General features: G+C 44.6%; 13 protein-coding genes and 2 pseudogenes. 10 read left to right on the top strand and 5 right to left on the bottom strand.

The genetic code is table 11. The features are described 5' to 3' along the window. The first annotated feature begins 123 nt into the window (after nucleotides 1-123). The 5 genes from NLZ44_RS05490 (at nucleotide 124) to NLZ44_RS05470 (ending at nucleotide 4,426) form a co-directional block, all read left to right on the top strand. A complete protein-coding gene (locus NLZ44_RS05490) occupies nucleotides 124-708 on the top strand; it encodes a PEP-CTERM sorting domain-containing protein (protein ID WP_493752107.1) in 585 nt (194 codons plus the stop codon). 363 nt (nucleotides 709-1,071) lie between these two features. Beyond that, nucleotides 1,072-2,197 (top strand): peptide chain release factor 2 gene (gene prfB, locus NLZ44_RS05485; protein WP_150105369.1). Its coding sequence is split into 2 segments (ribosomal slippage): nucleotides 1,072-1,143 and nucleotides 1,145-2,197, totalling 1,125 coding nucleotides; the frame shifts between segments, so codons are not numbered across the junction. Between the two features lie 88 nt (nucleotides 2,198-2,285). Next, complete coding sequence (locus NLZ44_RS05480; protein WP_006626196.1) at nucleotides 2,286-2,897, top strand: hypothetical protein; 612 nt, start codon at nucleotides 2,286-2,288, stop codon at nucleotides 2,895-2,897. 69 nt (nucleotides 2,898-2,966) lie between these two features. Further along, the gene (locus NLZ44_RS05475; protein WP_493752106.1) at nucleotides 2,967-3,659 is read left to right on the top strand and encodes a Uma2 family endonuclease; all 693 of its coding nucleotides are present in this window, start codon (nucleotides 2,967-2,969) and stop codon (nucleotides 3,657-3,659) included. A gap of 74 nt (nucleotides 3,660-3,733) precedes the next feature. After that, the gene (locus NLZ44_RS05470) at nucleotides 3,734-4,426 is read left to right on the top strand and encodes a Uma2 family endonuclease (protein WP_008050118.1); all 693 of its coding nucleotides are present in this window, start codon (nucleotides 3,734-3,736) and stop codon (nucleotides 4,424-4,426) included. A gap of 51 nt (nucleotides 4,427-4,477) precedes the next feature. Here the strand turns inward: NLZ44_RS05470 and recJ are convergent, their stop codons facing one another. Further along, nucleotides 4,478-6,871 carry a single-stranded-DNA-specific exonuclease RecJ gene (recJ, locus tag NLZ44_RS05465; RefSeq protein ID WP_493752105.1) on the bottom strand — a complete coding sequence of 798 codons (2,394 nt, stop codon included), beginning with the start codon at nucleotides 6,869-6,871 and terminating at the stop codon, nucleotides 4,478-4,480. 14 nt (nucleotides 6,872-6,885) lie between these two features. Then, on the bottom strand, nucleotides 6,886-7,665 hold the full coding sequence (locus NLZ44_RS05460) for a photosystem II electron transport protein, Sll1252 family (protein WP_493752953.1): 780 nt from the start codon (nucleotides 7,663-7,665) through the stop codon (nucleotides 6,886-6,888). 448 nt (nucleotides 7,666-8,113) lie between these two features. On the opposite strand from NLZ44_RS05460, the gene NLZ44_RS05455 reads away from it, so the two are divergent. Continuing rightward, nucleotides 8,114-9,256, top strand: coding sequence for a Rid family detoxifying hydrolase (locus NLZ44_RS05455; RefSeq protein WP_493752104.1), 1,143 nt, complete (start codon nucleotides 8,114-8,116; stop codon nucleotides 9,254-9,256). 80 nt (nucleotides 9,257-9,336) lie between these two features. Here NLZ44_RS05455 and gnd read toward each other — a convergent pair whose 3' ends face one another. The 3 genes and pseudogenes from gnd to NLZ44_RS05440 form a co-directional block, all read right to left on the bottom strand. Continuing rightward, a complete protein-coding gene (gene gnd, locus NLZ44_RS05450) occupies nucleotides 9,337-10,761 on the bottom strand; it encodes a decarboxylating NADP(+)-dependent phosphogluconate dehydrogenase (protein ID WP_493752103.1) in 1,425 nt (474 codons plus the stop codon). Nucleotides 10,762-11,026: 265 nt separating this feature from the next. Then, nucleotides 11,027-13,565, bottom strand: a pseudogene (locus NLZ44_RS05445) (glycogen/starch/alpha-glucan phosphorylase). A 27-nt stretch (nucleotides 13,566-13,592) separates the two neighbouring features. Then, a pseudogene (locus NLZ44_RS05440) lies at nucleotides 13,593-13,832 on the bottom strand (zinc ribbon domain-containing protein); the annotation flags it as partial. A gap of 230 nt (nucleotides 13,833-14,062) precedes the next feature. On the opposite strand from NLZ44_RS05440, the gene NLZ44_RS05435 reads away from it, so the two are divergent. From NLZ44_RS05435 to NLZ44_RS05420, 4 genes are all read left to right on the top strand, one after another. Then, nucleotides 14,063-15,250 carry an AAA family ATPase gene (locus NLZ44_RS05435; RefSeq protein WP_493752102.1) on the top strand — a complete coding sequence of 396 codons (1,188 nt, stop codon included), beginning with the start codon at nucleotides 14,063-14,065 and terminating at the stop codon, nucleotides 15,248-15,250. 142 nt (nucleotides 15,251-15,392) lie between these two features. Next, complete coding sequence (locus NLZ44_RS05430) at nucleotides 15,393-16,373, top strand: diacylglycerol kinase family protein (protein ID WP_046321273.1); 981 nt, start codon at nucleotides 15,393-15,395, stop codon at nucleotides 16,371-16,373. Between the two features lie 101 nt (nucleotides 16,374-16,474). Next, nucleotides 16,475-17,101, top strand: a complete 627-nt coding sequence (locus tag NLZ44_RS05425; protein WP_493752101.1) for a CDP-alcohol phosphatidyltransferase family protein — start codon at nucleotides 16,475-16,477, stop codon at nucleotides 17,099-17,101. 214 nt (nucleotides 17,102-17,315) lie between these two features. Next, nucleotides 17,316-20,048, top strand: a complete 2,733-nt coding sequence (locus NLZ44_RS05420) for a glycoside hydrolase family 10-like protein (RefSeq protein WP_493752100.1) — start codon at nucleotides 17,316-17,318, stop codon at nucleotides 20,046-20,048. Nucleotides 20,049-20,091 lie beyond the last annotated feature (43 nt).

Genomic DNA, 20,091 nt, shown 5'->3' with positions numbered 1-20,091 from the left:
GATCCTGTAAATCAGTACAAACACTGAGGACGGTTCTGGTGGTGTTGGGTATAATGGTGAACAGATAGGGAAACAAGCGCCATGTTTCCAGCCTAGTCCCACCTAGATTTTTGGAGAGCCAAGATGAAAGTTAAATTATTAAATATAGTAACTTCCGTAGTTTTAGCCGCTGGCTTAGTGTCCACCTTGGCACCGGATGCCATGGCCCAAAAACCTCGCAACGTTGCCACTTGCCAAGAAAATTTGTTTGCGGGATTAACTTACATTTGCCAAGATAGTGGTGGAAATGACAATGTTTCTGCCATTGAATCTATGTTTGGTCAAACAGTAATCGATGGTTTTAGACTAGACGACTACAAAGTTGATAGAAGCACTGGTGAGAACGCCTTTTTCACCATCGCCAGCACCAGTAAAGGTAAAGGGACTCTGACGTTTTTTGATGATAGCCTCAAAGATTCCACTTTTGCCTTTGTGCTGAAAGGGGGTCAAGGTTTTGCGGCTTATCTGTTTGACGGGATCGACCAGTTAGAGGATTTAAACTGGGAAACAGGAAGACCTGGCTTGTCTCACGCGACTCTGTATGTGTTCGACACCCCCAGCAGCAGACCAGACGGCCGGACAGAAATTCCCGAACCGGGAATGCTGTTAGGTTTGGTAGCCGTTGGCGGTATGATGATTGGTCAAAAAGCCGTCTCTGGCAAAAACTAGACGTTAGGTCTAGTAGGAACAATTTAGATCTTGACTGAGCTTCTCAAACTAGGCGATAGATTAGATATCAGGGTTGATTATTGTATTCGCCAAATCACTTGTCACATTGAGGCTGTGTGGGGGCAGGTTCTAAGATCAGTTTTGGGTTCGGAGGGGGTTTTGTAAACTGACCCCCACAGGAAAAAATAGGCATCTACTAAAAATCACTAGGCATATTAAGGGTTATTGATAACTCAAGCCTTTCTCGATTATTCATATTGGCGTACCAACCCGGTGGTGAGTCTATGGGACCTCATCACCGGGTTTTTGACTGCAAATGGCGCTATAATCGCTAGATACTGTGCTGAGTGTGTAACGATCGCAATGGAAGTGGCAGACATTAAACGAGAAATCGAATTGTTGGCAGACCGCCTGGGTAAAACCCAGGAGTATCTTTGACGTACCCGCCATTGAAGCCAAAATTCAAGACTTGGAACAATTAGCAGCCCAACCGAACTTTTGGGATGATCAAACCCAGGCACAAAAGACGCTCCAGACTTTGAGTGACCTTAAATCGGTTTTGCAACAACAGCAGGACTGGCGAAAGACGCTGGAAGATACTGGGGCGATCGCAGAGTTACTAGAGTTAGAGGATGATGAGTCCCTACGACAGGAGGCTGAGTCTAATGTAGTCCATCTCGGTCGGGATATCGATCGCTGGGAGTTACAGCAACTGCTATCGGGTCCCTACGATCGCAGTGGGGCGGTTTTGACCATTAACGCTGGGGCGGGGGGTACGGATGCCCAAGACTGGGCGGAAATGCTATTACGAATGTACACCCGTTGGGGGGAAGCCCAAGGCTATAAGGTCCACCTGGCGGAAATTTCGGAAGGAGACGAGGCGGGGATTAAATCTGCTACTTTGGAAATGGAGGGACCCTACGCCTATGGCTATTTAAAGGCAGAAAAAGGAACCCATCGCCTGGTCAGAATTTCCCCATTTAACGCCAATGGTAAACGCCAGACCAGTTTCGCGGGAGTGGAAATCATGCCGATTCTGGATGAAGGGGCTATAAATTTAGATATCCCGGAAAAGGACCTGGAAATTACCACGTCTCGCGCTGGGGGAAAGGGTGGTCAGAATGTCAATAAGGTGGAAACGGCGGTCCGCATAGTTCATATTCCGACGGGGATAGCGGTTCGTTGTACGCAGGAACGTAGCCAACTACAAAACCGGGAAAAAGCCATGGCTTTACTGAAAGCTAAGTTATTGGTCGTGGCGCAGGAACAAAGGGCGCAGGCGATCGCAGAAATTCGCGGCGACCTGGTAGAGGCGGCTTGGGGAAATCAAATCCGCAACTATGTATTTCATCCCTATCAGATGGTTAAAGATTTGCGGACTGGTGAGGAAACGACGGCTATTAATGATGTGATGAATGGTGAATTGGATGGGTTTATTCAAGCCTATCTACGCCAAGAAAATCAGGTGATTGATAATCAGTCTGCTTAGTAAATCAGGAGTTACGGGAGGAGTCAATTAATAGTTAATTACTAATTGTTATGGGCTGCCTCCCGCTGCCTTTTAGGGGATAGTTTCCATGTCCAAAGTTTATACTACACAGGAACTGCTACACATTTTGCAAGAGGAGAAAAGGGCTTGTTTAAACGGTAAAAGACTGAATTTAAAGGCGACTCCTGGGGTGGGAAATCCGGTGATTGATCACTTTTTGAAACCTGATGCTATTCAGAAGTTTACCGCCTATCAGGATTTTAAGGCGGCGGTTCATGAATATCAACGGGAAAATCAGGTTTCTGGGATTGTGTGGCGACAGATACAAGTGGCAGAAATTAGCCTAGATTATCCGATGATTGGAGAACAACTGATTGCTTTACCAGAAGATTTGGCAATTCTCAAACAGGCTAAGGATAGGTTGATTGATTTCTGGTATCGGGTGACGCAAAATATGGATTTATATTTGAGTCTGAATGGGGGGAAAAATCACCGCAAAATTAAGGGTTCTGATATAGATGCGATCGCCCAAAGGACTGAGTGGGCTTGTGTTTGGAAGTGGGAAAAATCCCATTTCTTAGAGATGTTGTTACAATTGGGTTGGGGACAGCCAGGAGAAGCCTCGGATCGGCGGGGATGGCCGGATTCTGGTAGTGAATATATACACGCTGTGCGATCGGGTAAATTACCTATTTGCTAATTCATGAAGCGGTATTATCCGGCTATCATAGCTATAATAAATAATAGACTTTAATGGTTAGGTGATGTTATGAATTATACTCCATCAGTTTCTCAAACAATTCTCCCAACTTTGGAAAATGGCGATCGCTTATCGATGATAGAATTTGAGCGGCGCTATAGTTTGCTACCGGACATAAAAAAGGCTGAATTAGTGGAAGGAGTAGTTTATATGACATCCCCTGTTAGGGTCCGACAACACGCCGACCCTCACGCCAAAATCATCACTTGGTTACAAGTTTATGCAGCTTCTACACCAGAGACTCAAGTGGCGGATAACGCAAGTGTTCGCCTAGACATGGATAATGAACCGCAACCAGACGCTTTATTGCGTATCGAAGAGGCGGCGGGGGGACAGTCGCGCATTAGTGAGGATGATTATATAGAAGGACCCCCAGAATTGATTGTAGAAATTGCAGCCAGTAGCGTCTCAAAAGACCTCCACGATAAGCTACACGCCTATCGCCGTAATGGTGTAAGGGAATATTTAGTCTGGCTGGTTGATGGGTCAGAATTTCGCTGGTATGTACTCTGTGAAGGACGCTATCAGCTACAACAGATAGATAATTCTGGTTGTCTGAAAAGTACATTTTTCCCAGGTTTATGGTTAGATGTAAATGCGCTATTATCGGGTAATATGGCGCAGGTTTTAGCTAAGTTACAGGAAGGAATAGCTACCCCAGAATATCAGGAATTTGTACAAAGATTGTCAATCAATCCCTAAAATGGCGGAAGTGGCTGGAAAGGCGATCGCTGATAGCTATAATAAATAATAGACTTTAATGGTTAGGTGATGTTATGAATTATACTCCATCAGGTTCTCAAACAATTCTCCCAACTTTGGAAAATGGCGATCGCTTATCGATGATAGAATTTGAGCGGCGCTATAGTTTGCTACCGGATATAAAAAAGGCTGAATTAGTGGAAGGAGTCGTTTATATGACATCCCCTGTTAGAGTCCGACAACACGGAAAACCTCATAGTGATGTTATGGGTTGGCTGGTTTTTTACCGCAGTTTTACGCCTAACATTATGGTTTGTGACAACACCAGTGTTCGCCTAGACATGGATAATGAACCGCAACCAGACGCTTTATTGCGTATCGAAGAGGCGGCGGGGGGACAGTCGCGCATTAGTGAGGATGATTATATAGAAGGACCCCCAGAATTGATTGTAGAAATTGCAGCCAGTAGCGTCTCAAAAGACCTCCACGATAAGCTACACGCCTATCGCCGTAATGGTGTAAGGGAATATTTAGTCTGGCTGGTTGATGGGTCAGAATTTCGCTGGTATGTACTCTGTGAAGGACGCTATCAGCTACAACAGATAGATAATTCTGGTTGTCTGAAAAGTACATTTTTCCCAGGTTTATGGTTAGATGTAAATGCGCTATTATCGGGTAATATGGCGCAGGTTTTAGCTAAGTTACAGGAAGGAATAGCTACCCCAGAATATCAGGAATTTGTACAAAGATTGTCAATGAATCCCTAAAATGGCGGAAGTGGTTGGAAAGGCGATCGCTTCTCGGTGCTACAATGGCGACTATCCGGGGAAACTATAAATTGATTTGAGTTGACTCATTCTACAGGTAGCCTGGATGGTTTTTAGGGAAACTTCACAGAAATATTGGCGGGTAAATTGTTCTTCTTCAATGGTGGCAAAAAAGATATCTAGTAACGATGCAAAATCCTGGTTATCTTCAGAGATGTCTCCCCGGTCAGCAGTAGTCTGGGAGGTAATATATAACTGCTTATTTGATGGGGTATCCTCAGCTAATTCTATCTGGTAGCCTAGGGATTTTAAACAATCTAAACCCCTACTTAAAGCTATATCCCCAATTCCCAAGATTTCTCGTAATTCCTGGGGACTAATCCCTTGGTGATTATGGCTTAAATTATCGGCGATTTCGGTGAGTTTTTCCCACACTTCTGGGGGTGATATTCTGGGAGGGAGAGAATAGGCGATCGCCAATTTTTTCTCAGCGTTGAAAGCCTCAATAAACTTGGCTGTTAATTCCTCCCAACTGGTCGGACAATTACTCACCACCAAATAACTACTTTCTATGGGGTTATTCTCACCAGGGAAAACTGTACTTTCCCCATGTTCACGATTCCGAAAATCCACTATCTCAACAGTAATTAATGGCGGGTTAATCTCAGCTTCTGATAAGGCTGGACACACAGCTAATAATCGCACTTCGCAGTTACTTCTATTAGCATTAAAATCCAACTCGACTATCGCATCATATCGACCGGGGGGTAATTCTTCTTTATAGTGACCCCACCACACCCCAGGAAAACCTGATTCCGTAGAATCATCAAATAGCTGATAGGTAGTCTTAATATACTTAACTTGTTTACGCCGTAAATCCACAATATTTTTATTCCAAACATCCTCAAACCAACAATTCTTAATTAATAACTTGGGGACTGGATTTCCTATTCCAAAGGGTTCGAGGAATTTTAGTTCTTGGAATAAATTATAACCCAATTCTGCCACAGTACAAACCAAATCGATTATAATGGGAGATTTAGGGAGTAATATTTCCCCCATACGTTGTCGGAGTTGCTGGTCTATGACTTGTTTAAATATGGGGATATTCTCAATGGGTAAACTCAAACTGGCGGCGAAAGGATGACCCCCAAAACTATGCAATAGATGCCGTTGACTATATACTAAATCATAGAGGTCAATAGGATTAATTGAACTGGCTGACCCCCTAGCTAGTCCGGTTTCGGTCCCGCCTTCGGTAGTCAGTAAAATAGTGGGGCGACGATATTCTTGGGCGATTTGACCCGCGACTAATCCTAATAATCCCACATACCATTGAGAGTCACTCAGGACGATCGCATAAGTAGTAGATAAGTCGATTTTTTGCAGCTTTTTCCGCACATCATAGGCGAGATTTTTCTGCAACTCTCGGCGGCGACTGTTGGCTATTTCGGTATTCCAGGCTAATTTGTACGCCTGTTGTTTGTCGCGGGTGGTGAGTAATTCCACGACACAACTAACGTCCCCATAAATGCGACTAACTGCATTAATTCTCGGACCGATACCAAAGGATATATCCGTAGGGCGATCGCCATTGTTTTTGCATAATTTCAGCAATTGGGAAACTCCCGGACGGGTGGGGTTTTTCTGTTGTTTTTGGAGTTGTTGAATCCCCCGTTTGGCTAAGTAGCGACAGTCTCCGGTAATTTCAACCAAATCCGCAATTAAACCAATAGCCACTAAGTCGAGTAAATTCTCTAAAGGCTGTTGAGAAACGCCTGGTAAAGCCATATATAATGCTTCTACTAACTTATAAGCGATCGCTACTCCTGAGAGATGATAAAGGGGATGGTCTGAGGGTAAATTGCGGGGATTAATAATCGCCACCACGGGGGGGCGTGTGGGTGGTAAGGTATGGTGGTCTGTGATAATGACATCAATACCCAAATTTTGCGCGAGTTGTAATTCGGCTAAGTTTGTGCTTCCCGTATCGCAGGTAATAATCAGACTACAACCTTGCGCCGCCAACGTTTCAATTCCCCGTTGGTTTAGTCCGTGGGAGTCGGTCAAACGGTTAGGAATAGTGTAGGAAACAGAGGACTCAAAAAAATGTCGCAACCCTTCCCACAAAACGGCGGTCGCGGTGATACCGTCTGCGTCAAAGTCTCCCCAAATCACGATTTTTTCAGGGTTATTGTCGCTGATACATCTCTGATAAGCGAGAGTTAATCGAGCGATCGCCTGCTGCATTTCCGCCCCAAATTCAGCGGGACTGGCGGGTTGATAGCTGTCAATTTCCAGAAATCTAGTCAACTTTTCCGGTGTATAAATTCCCCGAGAGAGTAACAGTTGAGACAAGTATTTCCCGGAAATATTAGGGTGATGTCGCCGGATTTCTGCTATCATCCAATCAGGAATTTTTCGGGATGGTTGCACCTGCCACATAGTTTAATTATCAGTTAATTATATCTAGTTAATTCGACTCGATAGCGCTGTTTTTTGGTGACAGAAACCTCCCCGATTTCCAATCTGCCTTTCCCGCGAATAGCGATTAAATCTCCGGTTTTAATAGCAATGCTGGCTTGTTTAACTTCTTTCCAATTAACTCGCACATCACCACCATCAATGAGGTTGACCATTTTACTCCGAGACATCCCAAACCCCGCAGAAGCGATCGCATCTAAACGCAAAGAAGCCTCAACCGTAGTCATGGCTTTTTTCTTAGGTTCTCGAACTTTCAACTCGCTTAAATAAATCGGTTGCACCTTAACGGGAACTGTCCGCACTTGGGTTAGGTTCATCTCCAGATATTCGACCAATTCAGGAATCACAATAGCCTGGGCTCCCCGTTCTCCTAACACTATTAAATCCCCAGTTTTTTCCCGGACAATTCCGGTACCTAATAAGGAACCCAAAAAATCCCGGTGAGTCGCGGTATCAAATAAAAAGTTCCCGGAAATGTCGATCGCTGCGATTTCTACATGGCTTGAGTCGAGGGGGATTTCTGATCGTGCGATCGCCATTCGCTGACGTTCTGCTTGCGGATAACCCCCCCAGGAGAAGGCTTGTACTTCTGTCAGTCGCCGAAAAATTCCTTGTGCTTCTGCGATTTCTGGGGGTGAGAGAAACTCGGTTTGGGTAATTTCCCAGGTTTTCAATGCTTGTTCCGCCAGGTCGATAATTCTGGCGATACAATCTCGATTTTCAATTCCGTTAAGTAGTTCTTGCCTTGGCAGCATCAGTTTTTGGGTTCTAGGTCGATGCAAAATTATCGTTTTCCATTCTAACAGATTTTGTGCGATCGTCACATTTTCTTTTCCCAAATCCGCCCATATCTTGCTGACTGGTTATTTTGTTATCTAGTCGTGGGACTAGGTGGGTCTAGGGTAGGTTAGGATTATTTCACCTCACCAAATCCACAGATATACAGTTTCCCCCCCATCAAATCACCACCTACAAAATCGGGGTTTTTTATAATAATTAATCCTTGTGGCGCACTCAAGGTTAAAAATGGTATAATCTCCGTGGGTACACCCCAACCCAAATGCACGAGTATAAATCTGATGTATAGCCAGCACCTAAAAAATGCACTATGGGCGTATAATCAGATATAATTGATAGTGCCATCCCCAGCAGATATCTACTCTGGGATAGGCTCAAAACCACATCTACCAGGACTAACTGAAAATGAAACCACAAGAATTGGTTGACAGATACAAACAAGGTGAACGCGACTTCCCCGGAGTCGATTTATCTTATACTACTTGGCAAGGATCTGATTTTAGTGACATTAACCTAGAAGGTGCTGATTTCAGCAACTCTGACTTTAAAAATATGGTTTTTAATAGGGCTAATCTCAAGAATTGTAACTTTAGGGGGTCAAATTTCCAATCCGTAAAATTTGTTAATGCCGATTTAACTAATGCCTGTTTTATCAAGTCTGATTTGCACATCATAGATTTTGCTTGGGCAGATTTAACCGGAGCGCAATTCGGAGAATGTCGTCGATTTAGTTCTTGTGAAATCGCTCGAGCCACCACAAAAAATGTCAATTTTGACAAACTTAACCTTTATAACGTAAACTGGTCTTTTTTAGACTTAGAAGGATGTAGCTTTTATAAAGCTAATTTAAGCGGCGGAAGTAATTGGACAGAAACTAACTGCAAAAACTGTAATTTTAAACTGGCCAACCTCGAAAATGCCATCTTCAGAGAGACTTGTTTAGAGGGGGCTAATTTAAAGCAAGCTAACCTCAAAAAAGCTAATCTGATGAAAGCCAAACTTAAAAATGCTAGTTTTATCGGAGCCGATTTAACTGATGTCAATTTTTACCTAACTAACTATCAAGAAGCTCAAATAATTGGCGCAATTATGCCAGACGGTGAAGTTTACGACCCTGATGATTATTCGATTGTGGAAGGGGGGGAGTCTGGGGGAAACTCGACTAAGGCAGAATTTATTAGTACAGAAAACGCGCCGAAATCTCCTAATAGTCCTCACCAAGCGGTTATCATTAATGACTGTATATATATTGCGGGTCAAATAGCCATAGACCCCCGCTTAAATATTATGTTATGTGATGACGAAATTACCGACCAGACGCGGCGAGTTATGGATAATATTGGCGCGATTTTAACGGCGGCGGGAGTAGGTTGGTCTAAGGTGGTGAAAACGACGATTTTTATGGTAGACTTGCAGGAAAGCGATCGCATGAATAGCGTTTACTCTACCTATTTCACCGATGAAAATATGCCAATTTGTACCTGTGTAGCCGTGTCGCAACTCCCGGAAAATACACGAGTGCAAATAGAATGTATAGCCACCTTATAGCATAAACCAGCCCCCCCAGTGGTGGGGGGTTTTGGGGTGAGGTAAAACTCAGTTAATCACCAAGGGACTAAACCTGAGAATTAATCAACATTAGTCCATTCAGTATGGAAAAACTGCCTCCGGGGTTTATCGATACGCTCATAAGTATGAGCGCCAAAATAGTCTCGTTGTGCTTGAGTTAAATTTTGAGGTAAACTCACGCGGCGATAACTATCAAAATAATCCAAAGAAGCACTAAAAGCCGGGACGGGAATACCCATAGTATTGGCAGTGACGAGAACTTCCCGCCAAGCGGACTGACGGTCAAGAATAGTCTGCTTAAACTCGGGCGCAAGTAGCAAATTAGGCAATTGTGGATTTTGGTCATAAGCCTGCTTAATTTTATTCAAAAATCCCGCCCGAATAATGCAGCCACCCTTCCAAATGCGGGCAATTTCGCCCAAATTCAGATGATAATTAAACTCCTGAGAAGCCTTACCCATAAGCGCCATACCCTGAGCATAAGAACAGATTTTAGAGCAGTACAAGGCATCACGAACCTTATTAATAAAAGCGCTAACATCGCCATCAAAATTAGCACTAGGTCCCGGCAATTGCTGAGAGGCGGCTACTCGTTCATCCTTATAGGAAGAAATAATCCGGCTATTAACAGCAGCAGTAATGGTAGGGATAGAAACGCCCAACTCCAAAGCACTAACGACAGTCCAGCGTCCGGTTCCTTTTTGTCCAGCCGAGTCCAAAATCAAGTCAACCAGAGGCTTGCCAGTTTCGGGGTCTTTTTGCTTAAAAATATCGGCAGTAATTTCAACCAGAAAAGAGTTTAACTCATCGGTGGTGTTCCACTCAGCAAAGACCTCATAAAGCTGTTGTTCATTCAAGCCAATGACATTACGCAGGAGGTCATAGGCTTCTGCGATAAGCTGCATATCGCCATATTCAATGCCGTTGTGAACCATTTTGACATAGTGACCGGCACCGCCAGGACCAATATAAGTGACACAGGGGCCGTCATCAACTTGAGCGGCAATTTTAGTTAAAATGGGTTCAAGTGCCTGATAGGAATTCTCAGTTCCTCCGGGCATTAAACTAGGACCCCATAACGCGCCTTCCTCGCCACCACTGACACCCATACCCATAAACCCTAAACCAGTAGCTTCGAGTTCCTTGGTGCGCCTCTCTGTGTCCTCATAGAGAGAATTTCCCCCGTCGATAATCATATCATCCTGATCCAACAGGGGTTTTAATTGGTCAATGACGGCATCGACAGGTTTACCGGCTTTGACCATGACGAGGATACGCCGGGGACGTTCCAGGGACTGGACAAATTCTTCGAGGCTGTAGGCGGGTTTGACATTTTTTCCTGGGGCGCGTTTTTGCATAAACTCATCGGTTTTGGCACTGGTGCGGTTATAAACAGCGACAGGAAAGCCATTGCGTTCGACATTTAGGGCGAGGTTTTCACCCATGACCGCTAGACCAATGACACCAAATTTTTGCTCTGACATAAACTTCCCTATAATGGTTGGCTGATTTGTACTTTAGACTGTATCGTTAATTTTTATAGCAGACTAAGGCGATCGCTTTTTTTTAAAACTCTGGTGCTAATTCTCCCAGCGACTACACAGACAAGAAGGCAACCAGGGGAGTGATATGGACTTTCAGCAGTGGGACATAATTTAAGGCGGCGATAGTTAGGAATTGTCTAGTTAAAAACTCTGTGAATGAAAAAAGGGCGACTTATAGCCGCCCCAAACACCTACGAGAATGTAGTTATTTACCGAGATTCAAACCAGCATTTTCTTGGCTGTATTCTTCCATCTCAATAGGTACAGGCTGCACATTCCAGATTTCATTACAATACTCTCGAATAGTGCGATCGCTAGAAAACTTAGCCATCCGCAGTGCATTCAAAATAGACATCCGAGTCCACTTATCCTGATCACTGTAAGTTTTGGAGACCTGTTTCTGGCAGTCCACATAAGCCTGATAATCAGCAAAAAGCATATACTGATCATGGTACATCAGAGAATCAAGCAAAGGCTTAAACAGCTCTTTATCACCGTGGGAGAAATAGCCAGCAGCAATGCGATCGATTACGGCTTTCAGGGACGGATTACTGCTATAATAATCCCAGGGATTATAACCTTTCGCCTTAGTATCAGCCACTTCCTGTGCAGTCAAACCAAACAGGAAGAAATTTTCCTCGCCTGCTTCTTCGCGGATTTCAATATTAGCACCATCCAAGGTCGCCAATAGTCATCGCGCCATTCATAGCAAACTTCATGTTTCCGGTTCCAGAGGCTTCTTTTCCAGCGGTAGAAACTTGTTCAGACAAATCCGCGGCCGGATAGATACGCTGACCCAAAGAAACATTAAAATTGTTGAGGAAAACAACTTTTAAGCGACCTCGAACATCAGGATCATGGTTAATGACATCAGCCACGGAATTAGTGAGCTTGATAATCAACTTCGCCATAAAATAACCAGGGGCAGCCTTACCACCAAAGATAAAAGTACAGGGTACAATATGCTGGTCAGGATTCTGCTTAATCTGATTATACAGGGTGATAATATGCAGCAAATTCAAATGCTGACGCTTGTACTCATGAATCCGTTTCACCTGTATATCAAACATCGAATGGGGGTCAACTTCGATGCCGTTATGTTCCCAGATATATTGGGCTAACTGTCGCTTATTGTGTAGCTTAATTTCTCGCCACTGCTGACAGAAATCGGGGTCATCAACATATTTTTCCAACTGCTTGAGTTGACTAAGGTCTTTTAACCAACCCTCACCGATTTTCGAGTTGTAAAGTTCAGCGAGTTTAGGATTACACATCAAAATCCAGCGTCGGGGAGTGACACCATTAGTCTTATTAATGAACTTTCCGGGCCACAACTTATAGAAATCCCGGAGAGTGTCTTGTTTAAGGAGTTGGGTATGCAATGCAGCCACGCCATTAACAGCATGACTACCGACGCAAGCCAAATGCGCCATACGGACATACTTTTCGCCGGACTCATCAATCAGAGAAAGACGGCTGATCAAATTATCATCACCAGGATACCAGCGTTTAACGTCCTCCAAGAAGCGGCGGTTAATTTCATAGATAATCTCTAGGTGGCGGGGAAGTAGATATTCAAACAAACCCACAGACCATTTTTCCAGAGCTTCTGGCAGTAAGGTATGGTTGGTATAGGAGAAGGTCTTTTGAGTCACCCGCCAAGCGGTATTCCAGTCCATCTCATGTTCATCCATTAACAATCGCATCATTTCAGCGATCGCTACTGCCGGGTGAGTATCATTAAGTTGGATAGCGGCGGTATCATGAAGATTATGCAGGCTAGGATGTCGCAGTAGGTGAGTGCGGATAATATCCTGTAGGGAACAAGAAACAAAGAAAAACTGTTGTTCTAGTCGCAATTGCTTACCTTGGGGGGTGTTATCGTTGGGGTATAACACCTTAGAGATAGTTTCCGATCGCATTTTTTCAGCGACCGCGCCATCATAGTTGCCAGCATTGAAGGCATCAAAATTGAAATCATCAGAAGCCTCAGCCCGCCACAGACGCAGGGGATTAACCGTATTAGTATCATAACCGGGAACGGGAGTATCATAGGGAATCCCTACTACCCGGTTAGCGGGAATCCAACGAACCTTATACTCTCCCTTTTCATTATGGTACATTTCGGTATGGCCCCCCAATTTCACCTCAACGGCTTGGTCAGGGTGGGCAATTTCCCAAGGATTACCAAAGCGCAACCATTTATCAGGGACTTCTGCTTGCCATCCATCGCGAATCGCCTGGGTAAAAATCCCAAATTCGTATCGAATACCATAACCCACAGCGGGAATTTCCAGAGTAGCCAAGGAATCGACGAAGCAAGCGGCTAACCGCCCCAAACCGCCATTACCCAAGCCGGGGTCGGGTTCATGTTCGAGGATTTCATCCAAGTCTAACCCAGACTCTTCGACGGCCTGACGTACCCGATCATAAAGATGGAGGTTAATCAGACTATTACCCATGTGGCGACCCATGAGAAACTCAGCGGAGAGGTAGTAAACTACCTTAACATCTTTCTCCATGTAAGTTTTCATGGTCTTTAGCCAACGACTCAGGAGGCGATCGCGCAAAGTGTAAGCCAAAGCCATATAAAAGTCATCCTGGGTAGCCAGGGACTCATACTTACCCTGAAGATAAAACAGGTTATCTGCAAAAGCCCGTTTGAGAGTTTCCACATTTGTACCTGTGCGATCGTCCTCAATCTGAATCGGACATTGATCGATAGGGATAAGAGGCTGCGTCATAAATTCTCCTTTTCCTGTCTGATACATTTACGCGACATTTTTCCGGTTGTTCCCGGATAATGCGACGATAGCACTATTACCCGTAAAGGTAACAGAGGCGGTATCCCGCAAAGCTTTTAGAAAGATTCCAAAAGCACCGTTCCAGTCCCGTGGTAGAGTGAACCCGCACTCAGGACATCGGAACACTTTTGAGCCACCTAACTGGGAATGGACATGACCACAGTGAGTACAGGTTTTGCTGGTGTATTCTTCGGTCACATCTACAACTCTTGATAAGTATGGATCAACTCGGCACTAATTCATAGTAATGACCAAAAACCTTCTGGAAACCCCCCAGACCCCCAGAGTTAATCAATCCACCATGGGAACCCTTGACCCGGTGGACAGTCCCATCAATCCAACCATCTGGAAACCCTGACAAACTCTTCCCAACTATTATCAATTGCGGATTCCCCGACCCACCGCTATAGTTAGCAGTAGGTCTTAGCAGCGAAATTATGAGTACAATTCCCAAAATCGAATATCTCAAAGTTATAAATTACCGCGCCTTACAAAATCTCGAATTAAAAAGAATTACTCCCCTCACCGTATTTTTAGGTCCCAATGGCAGTGGCAAATCCACAATTTTTGATGTGTTTGCCTTTCTATCTGAATGCTTTACCGAAAGCCTCAGTAAAGCCTGGGATAGACGGGGGAGATTTCGAGAACTCCGCACCCGAGATAGTCAAGGCTGCATTGTGATTGAATTAAAATACCGAGAAACCTCCGACTCACCTTTAATTACCTATCATCTCGCCATCAATGAAGAAAATAATCGCCCTTTTATCGCCGAAGAATGGCTGCATTGGCGACGAGGAGGACAAGGTAAACCCTTCCGTTTTTTGGACTTTAAAAATGGGGAAGGACAAGTCATCAGTGGGGAAATGCCAGACCCACAAGACGAAAGAATCACGGAACAACTTGACTCCCCGGAATTATTAGCGGTTAATACTTTGGGGCAATTTGCCAAACATCCCCGGGTTAGTGCTTTAAGGCGGTTCATCACCGGATGGTATTTATCCTATTTAACCGCCGACAATACCCGCAGCATTCCCGAAGCAGGAACCCAAGAAAGATTATCCACAACGGGGAATAATTTACCCAATGTTATCCAATATTTAAAAGAACAACATCCCCAGCGTTTAGAGGAAATCTTAAAAACTTTATCTTCCCGAATTCCTCGCTTAGAAAAAGTAGAAGCATCAATTATGCCAGATGGTCGTCTGTTATTACAAATAAAAGACGCACCTTTTTCTCATCCAATTCTCGCTAAATTCGCCTCAGACGGAACTTTAAAACTCTTGGCATATTTAACTGTATTATATGACCCAAAACCTCCTCAATTAGTCGGCATTGAAGAACCCGAAAATCACTTACACCCGGTTTTATTGCCACAACTGGCTGAAGAATGCCGGACAGCTTCTGCTAATACTCAATTAATGGTAACTACCCATTCTCCATTTTTTGTAAATAGTCTAAAGCCAGAAGAGTTATGGGTACTTTATCGAGATAGCCAGGGTTTTACTCAAGCTAAAAGAACCGCAGATATGCAGGGAGTCAAAGAGTTTATAAATCAAGGTGCCTTGCTTGGTTCTCTCTGGATGGAAGATTTTTTTGACGTGGGAAATCCTCTCATAAATTTGTGATTTTTTTAACTATACTTAATCCCCCAATTCGCCCCGGAGGTTTACATTTTATCCGGCGAGTTTTTGGGATAAATTACTATGATAATATGATAATATATAAATTAGGCGATCGCCTTTAATTAATTCCCGCAATCATCAGACAATGAGTTGGTCAAATCAACCCCCAAACCCCTCCCCTCAACGATTAGAGATTTTCATTAATCCCGCCAGCGGTAAAGGTAAATCCTTACAGATATTTGAGCAAATAAAACCCATTTTAGCACACCATAACACCGCCTTTAATGTCACCTGCACCCGTCATGCTGGCGACCTCCAAAACCGCGTCAAAAATATGGATTTATCCTCAATTGATGGCTTAGTAGTTGTGGGGGGAGATGGTAGCATTCATGAGGTAATTAACGGCTTAATGAACCGTCAAGACTGGGAAAAAGCCATTAAAACACCTCTGGGAATCATCCCCGCCGGTACCAGTAATGGCTTATGTAAAACCCTGCTAGAAGAAGCTGGAGAAACCTATAATCATATCAATGCTACAATTGCCATCACCAGAGGCAATATTCAACCCCTGGATATCCTGGGAGTCCAACAAAGCGAAGGCGAAAGCGATCGCTTTTATTATAGCATTCTCTCCATAGCCTGGGGATTAATTGCTGCCGTCGATATCAAATCGGATAATCTGCGGTTTTTGGGTTCTTTAAAAACCGACATTTATGCACTATGGGAAATCTGGAAACTGCGTCATTATCGAGGCAAATTATCGCTAATTACTGCCGACTGTGAATCTCCCCTTATAATTGAGGATGATTATATACTGTTATGGGCGATGAATGTTCCCTGGGCGGCTTATAATCTTAATCCCGCACCTCACTCTCACCCCACAGATGGAAATATAGATGTCTTATTAGTGCGGCGTGGTATCTCTAAATTCAACTTAATCAAGGCTTTTTTATTGTGCAATAAAGGACAGCATCTAGCCATACCGGGAATCGAATATTATAAGCTGCGAGGTTTTCACCTAGACCCCCAAGATGGAGAATTTTTAGCCATAGACGGGGAACCTATTTCCTCAGCCCCCATTAAAGTTGAAGTCCTACCCAATTTGGCGCGTGTCTTTCATCCTTAAATACCTAGCCATGTCTGAGTCAGTGTCTGATTATGATTGACTTCTGCCAACTAATGTGATACTTATTGGCTGATAACAAAACATTTATCAACCATCAAAATATGTCAGATACCGTCTACGAAAAAACCTCGGAACTTCCCGAAAATTCCATCGTTTCCCCTCAATCTCCCCTAGACAAAATCCTGCAATTTTTCACGCTCAAAATCGCCAAAGTCTTGATTAATGTGTCTTGGATAACCCCCAACGGCATCACCTGGACTTCTTTATTGATTGGCGGCGGGTTGGCAGGTTTTTTAATCTTAAAACATTACTATATTTGGGCAGTTGTAGCCATAGTAATTAGTGGGTTACTAGACTGTTTGGATGGAGACCTAGCCCGGAGTAGGGGTATCGCTTCCGATACGGGAAACTTACTGGATAGTGTCTTAGATCGCTATGTGGATTTTTTGATAATATCAGCCCTAATCTTAGATAACCCTAGGGATAACTTAGTCGTGGGATTAATAGCACTTTTGGGAACTACAATGGTTCCCTATATCCGCGCCAAAAGTGAATCATTAGGTCGCAGCAGTATCGCTAGTATTGGTAGCCGGGCTGTGCGAACAGTTTTGATTATTGTAGGATTATTAACCGGGCAAATTTTCCCCCTACTGATAGCTTTGGCGGTAATATCTAATGTGGCGGCTATACATAGATTTGCTCACGCCCTGAACCCAGGGAACGAATAAACCCAACAACTCAATCGGGGTGAGTCTCCCAAATGGGTGGATTGATCAATTCATGGCGATCGCCTTTAGTTGTAGAATGAATCAGGATTTCTCTTCCCCATTACGGGGGATAATCGCCCTGACTTAGGGTTTCTGGGGGTGTAACTACATAAACAACCTATCTCGATTGCGATCGGATTTTCGCTCCATACAATAACCAACTACTTAACAGCCCATGGCATCTTCCCGAAAGTACCCACTCACAGCCATTCTGACTGGTATTATAATTAATCTCTCCGCCTGGTTTCCTGGACCAGTGAAAGCCGAAACAATTTTGGGAGTAGTACGTTCCCCATTACCGACAGCAGACTGGAATAGTGTAGAAAGCCGACTACAAAGCAGTCGCATCAACTATCAAACCATTGATATAGATAATCTCAATAGCGCGGAAGCATTACGGGGACTGCGAGTATTATTTCTTCCCAATGTGGAAGTAATGACCACAGACCAAATTCGTATATTAGAACAATGGGTACAACAGGGAGGGCGCTTAATAGCCAGTGGGACAGTGGGGAACCGTTCAACTCCCTTAGCGCGTGAAAGACTAAGAACCCTAATCGGGTCTTATTGGGCTTTTCCCCTGAGTAACCCAGCCACGCCGATTTCTCAAAGCGATCGCTGTCAAGATCAGATTTGTCGTAATATAACAGAGTGGGCCGCCACAGTGAACACCAGTGGAACCGTAGCAGGTGGGGTATTAATTCCCGCCACCCAAGAAAGCTACACCGCCGGAGTTTGGCAGGGTAGCAGCGCTTCCGCCGCCGCTATTGCAACCACCCAGGCTATTTATTTAGGATGGCATTGGGGACGCGGAGAGTCACCAGAAGTAGATACAGCTTGGTTACAGGCTGCTATTAATCGTGACACTGGGGCTAGCAGTCCCCCACAATCCTCTGTAGCCCGCCAAAATCACACCATACAAACCCCCCCTCAGCAGTCAAATACAGCGTCTCAGACAACTATTCAAACCCCCCCTCAGCGGTCAAATACAGGGTCTCAGACAACTATTCAAACCCCCCCACCAGCTAATCGAGTTAGTAACCCCAACCTAGCCTCAGTCAACCCCCGTCCTTCTTTGCTGCAATTATTTACAGACCCCTCGGAACAATCAGCGCCAGCAGGGTTAGAGGTCAAACCGGGTAACGACCCCATTGATAACACTACCGCCATTTTGATGAGGGAAGAATTAGAGAATCTGTTGGGTAGGTTTGAAAATGCTGTTATAGCTTCGGCTTCTGGTAGTACCCCCATTAACTTGCAGATAGCTTCGGCTGAACCGAAAAATCCAGTGACTACAATTGCTAGACACGCCACATCTTCTATACCATCAAGGACACAAAATGCGATCGCCCTAGCCCAACAAGCGATTAAACAGTTTCCCGAATTGGTAGCCGCCCAAAATTGGATAGCTGCCAGAAGATTATGGTTAGATGCCCGTCAAAAATTGTGGGAAAATTACCCCACCGACGGAGAGCGATCGGGTGCAGAAATTCGGGCAGTTTGGCTAGATCGTGGTACAATCGTCGCGGCCAGAGGAGAAGCCGGACTCGCCCAAATATTTGACCGTTTGGCAGATGCCGGAATTAATACCGTATTTTTTGAAACTGTCAACGCCGGATATACTATCTACCCCTCGCGAGTTGCACCCTCCCAGAATCCTTTGACCGTCGGTTGGGACCCTTTAGCTGCGGCGGTGAAACTAGCAAAAGCTAGGGGTATGGAATTACACGCCTGGGTTTGGGTATTTGCGATCGCTAATCAGCGACACAATGCCCTCTTGCGACAACCTGACAGTTATTTAGGTCCTGTGTTGTCCGCTTACCCGGAATGGGCTAATTTGGATAACCAGGGTCGGACTTGGCATGAAAACGATCGCAAGGCTTACCTAGATCCAGCTAACCGGGAAGTCCGCAGTTATCTATTACGTTTGGTCGGAGAAATAGCCCACAATTATCAGGTTGATGGCATTCATCTCGACTATATCCGCTATCCTTTTCAGGATGCTAACCGGAATTTTAATTTTGGCTATGGTACAGCCTCCAGAACCCAGTTTAGAGATTTAACTGGAGTTGACCCCATTTCTCTGACTCCCCGTGATGGGGTATTATGGCAACAGTGGACACAATTTCGCTCTGATCAGGTGACATCTTTTGTCCGCGATGTCCGACAACTGTTAAGCACTAATTATCCGAATGTCATTCTCTCGGCGGCGGTGTTTCCACACCCGGAAACTGAACGCATTGCCAAAATTCAACAACATTGGGAAGTTTGGGCGCGTCAAGGATATCTTGATTTGCTAGTCCCTATGACTTATTCCCTCGATACTAATCGCCTACAGCGCATTACTCAACCTCTCACCGGACCACAACAGTTAGGGCTTACTTTAATCGCCCCCTCCGTCAAACTTTTGGATATTCCTAATGTGGTGGCGATCGACCAAATTCAAGCCCTCCGAGATTTACCTAGTGGCGGCTATTCCATTTTTGCCGTGGAAACTATTGATAGCAACTTGCAGGGATTTTTGCGTCGCACTCAAAATAATGGCGGAAACCAGAGCGCCATTATACCCTACCGTCAGCCTCTCCAGGCTGCCAGCGATCGCTATTTAGCCCTCAAGCGAGAGTGGAGTTTTCTCCTCGCTAATGACCAACTCTGGATCAGGGAATCTCAACTAAACAGCTTTAGAAACCAAGCAGAGGTTTTAGCACAGGCTTTGCAAAATTTGGCTGAGTCCCCCAATCCTCAAGCCTTGAGTCGCGCTCAACGAGAATTAGCTACTTTTCAATCTCAATTTAACGGTTATATGACCCTCCATGCTAGGGAAAAACCCTACCAAGTCCAAAGTTGGCAAAATCGATTGGCTAGTTTAGATATGCTGTTACGATACGGCGCACACAGACTCAACTGATAATAGATGCGATCGCGCGCGGGGTGGGTTCCACCACTAATCA

Source organism: Arthrospira sp. PCC 9901 (genome assembly GCF_059013425.1).
This window is presented reverse-complemented; position numbering and strand designations above follow the sequence as displayed.

Coding starts and splice junctions, on each gene's coding strand:
- NLZ44_RS05490 (WP_493752107.1), top strand. CDS start 124: ATGAAAGTTAAATTATTAAATATAGTAACTTCCGTAGTTTTAGCCGCT.
- NLZ44_RS05480 (WP_006626196.1), top strand. CDS start 2,286: ATGTCCAAAGTTTATACTACACAGGAACTGCTACACATTTTGCAAGAG.
- NLZ44_RS05475 (WP_493752106.1), top strand. CDS start 2,967: ATGAATTATACTCCATCAGTTTCTCAAACAATTCTCCCAACTTTGGAA.
- NLZ44_RS05470 (WP_008050118.1), top strand. CDS start 3,734: ATGAATTATACTCCATCAGGTTCTCAAACAATTCTCCCAACTTTGGAA.
- recJ (WP_493752105.1), bottom strand. CDS start 6,871: ATGTGGCAGGTGCAACCATCCCGAAAAATTCCTGATTGGATGATAGCA.
- NLZ44_RS05460 (WP_493752953.1), bottom strand. CDS start 7,665: ATGCTGCCAAGGCAAGAACTACTTAACGGAATTGAAAATCGAGATTGT.
- NLZ44_RS05455 (WP_493752104.1), top strand. CDS start 8,114: ATGAAACCACAAGAATTGGTTGACAGATACAAACAAGGTGAACGCGAC.
- gnd (WP_493752103.1), bottom strand. CDS start 10,761: ATGTCAGAGCAAAAATTTGGTGTCATTGGTCTAGCGGTCATGGGTGAA.
- NLZ44_RS05435 (WP_493752102.1), top strand. CDS start 14,063: ATGAGTACAATTCCCAAAATCGAATATCTCAAAGTTATAAATTACCGC.
- NLZ44_RS05430 (WP_046321273.1), top strand. CDS start 15,393: ATGAGTTGGTCAAATCAACCCCCAAACCCCTCCCCTCAACGATTAGAG.
- NLZ44_RS05425 (WP_493752101.1), top strand. CDS start 16,475: ATGTCAGATACCGTCTACGAAAAAACCTCGGAACTTCCCGAAAATTCC.
- NLZ44_RS05420 (WP_493752100.1), top strand. CDS start 17,316: ATGGCATCTTCCCGAAAGTACCCACTCACAGCCATTCTGACTGGTATT.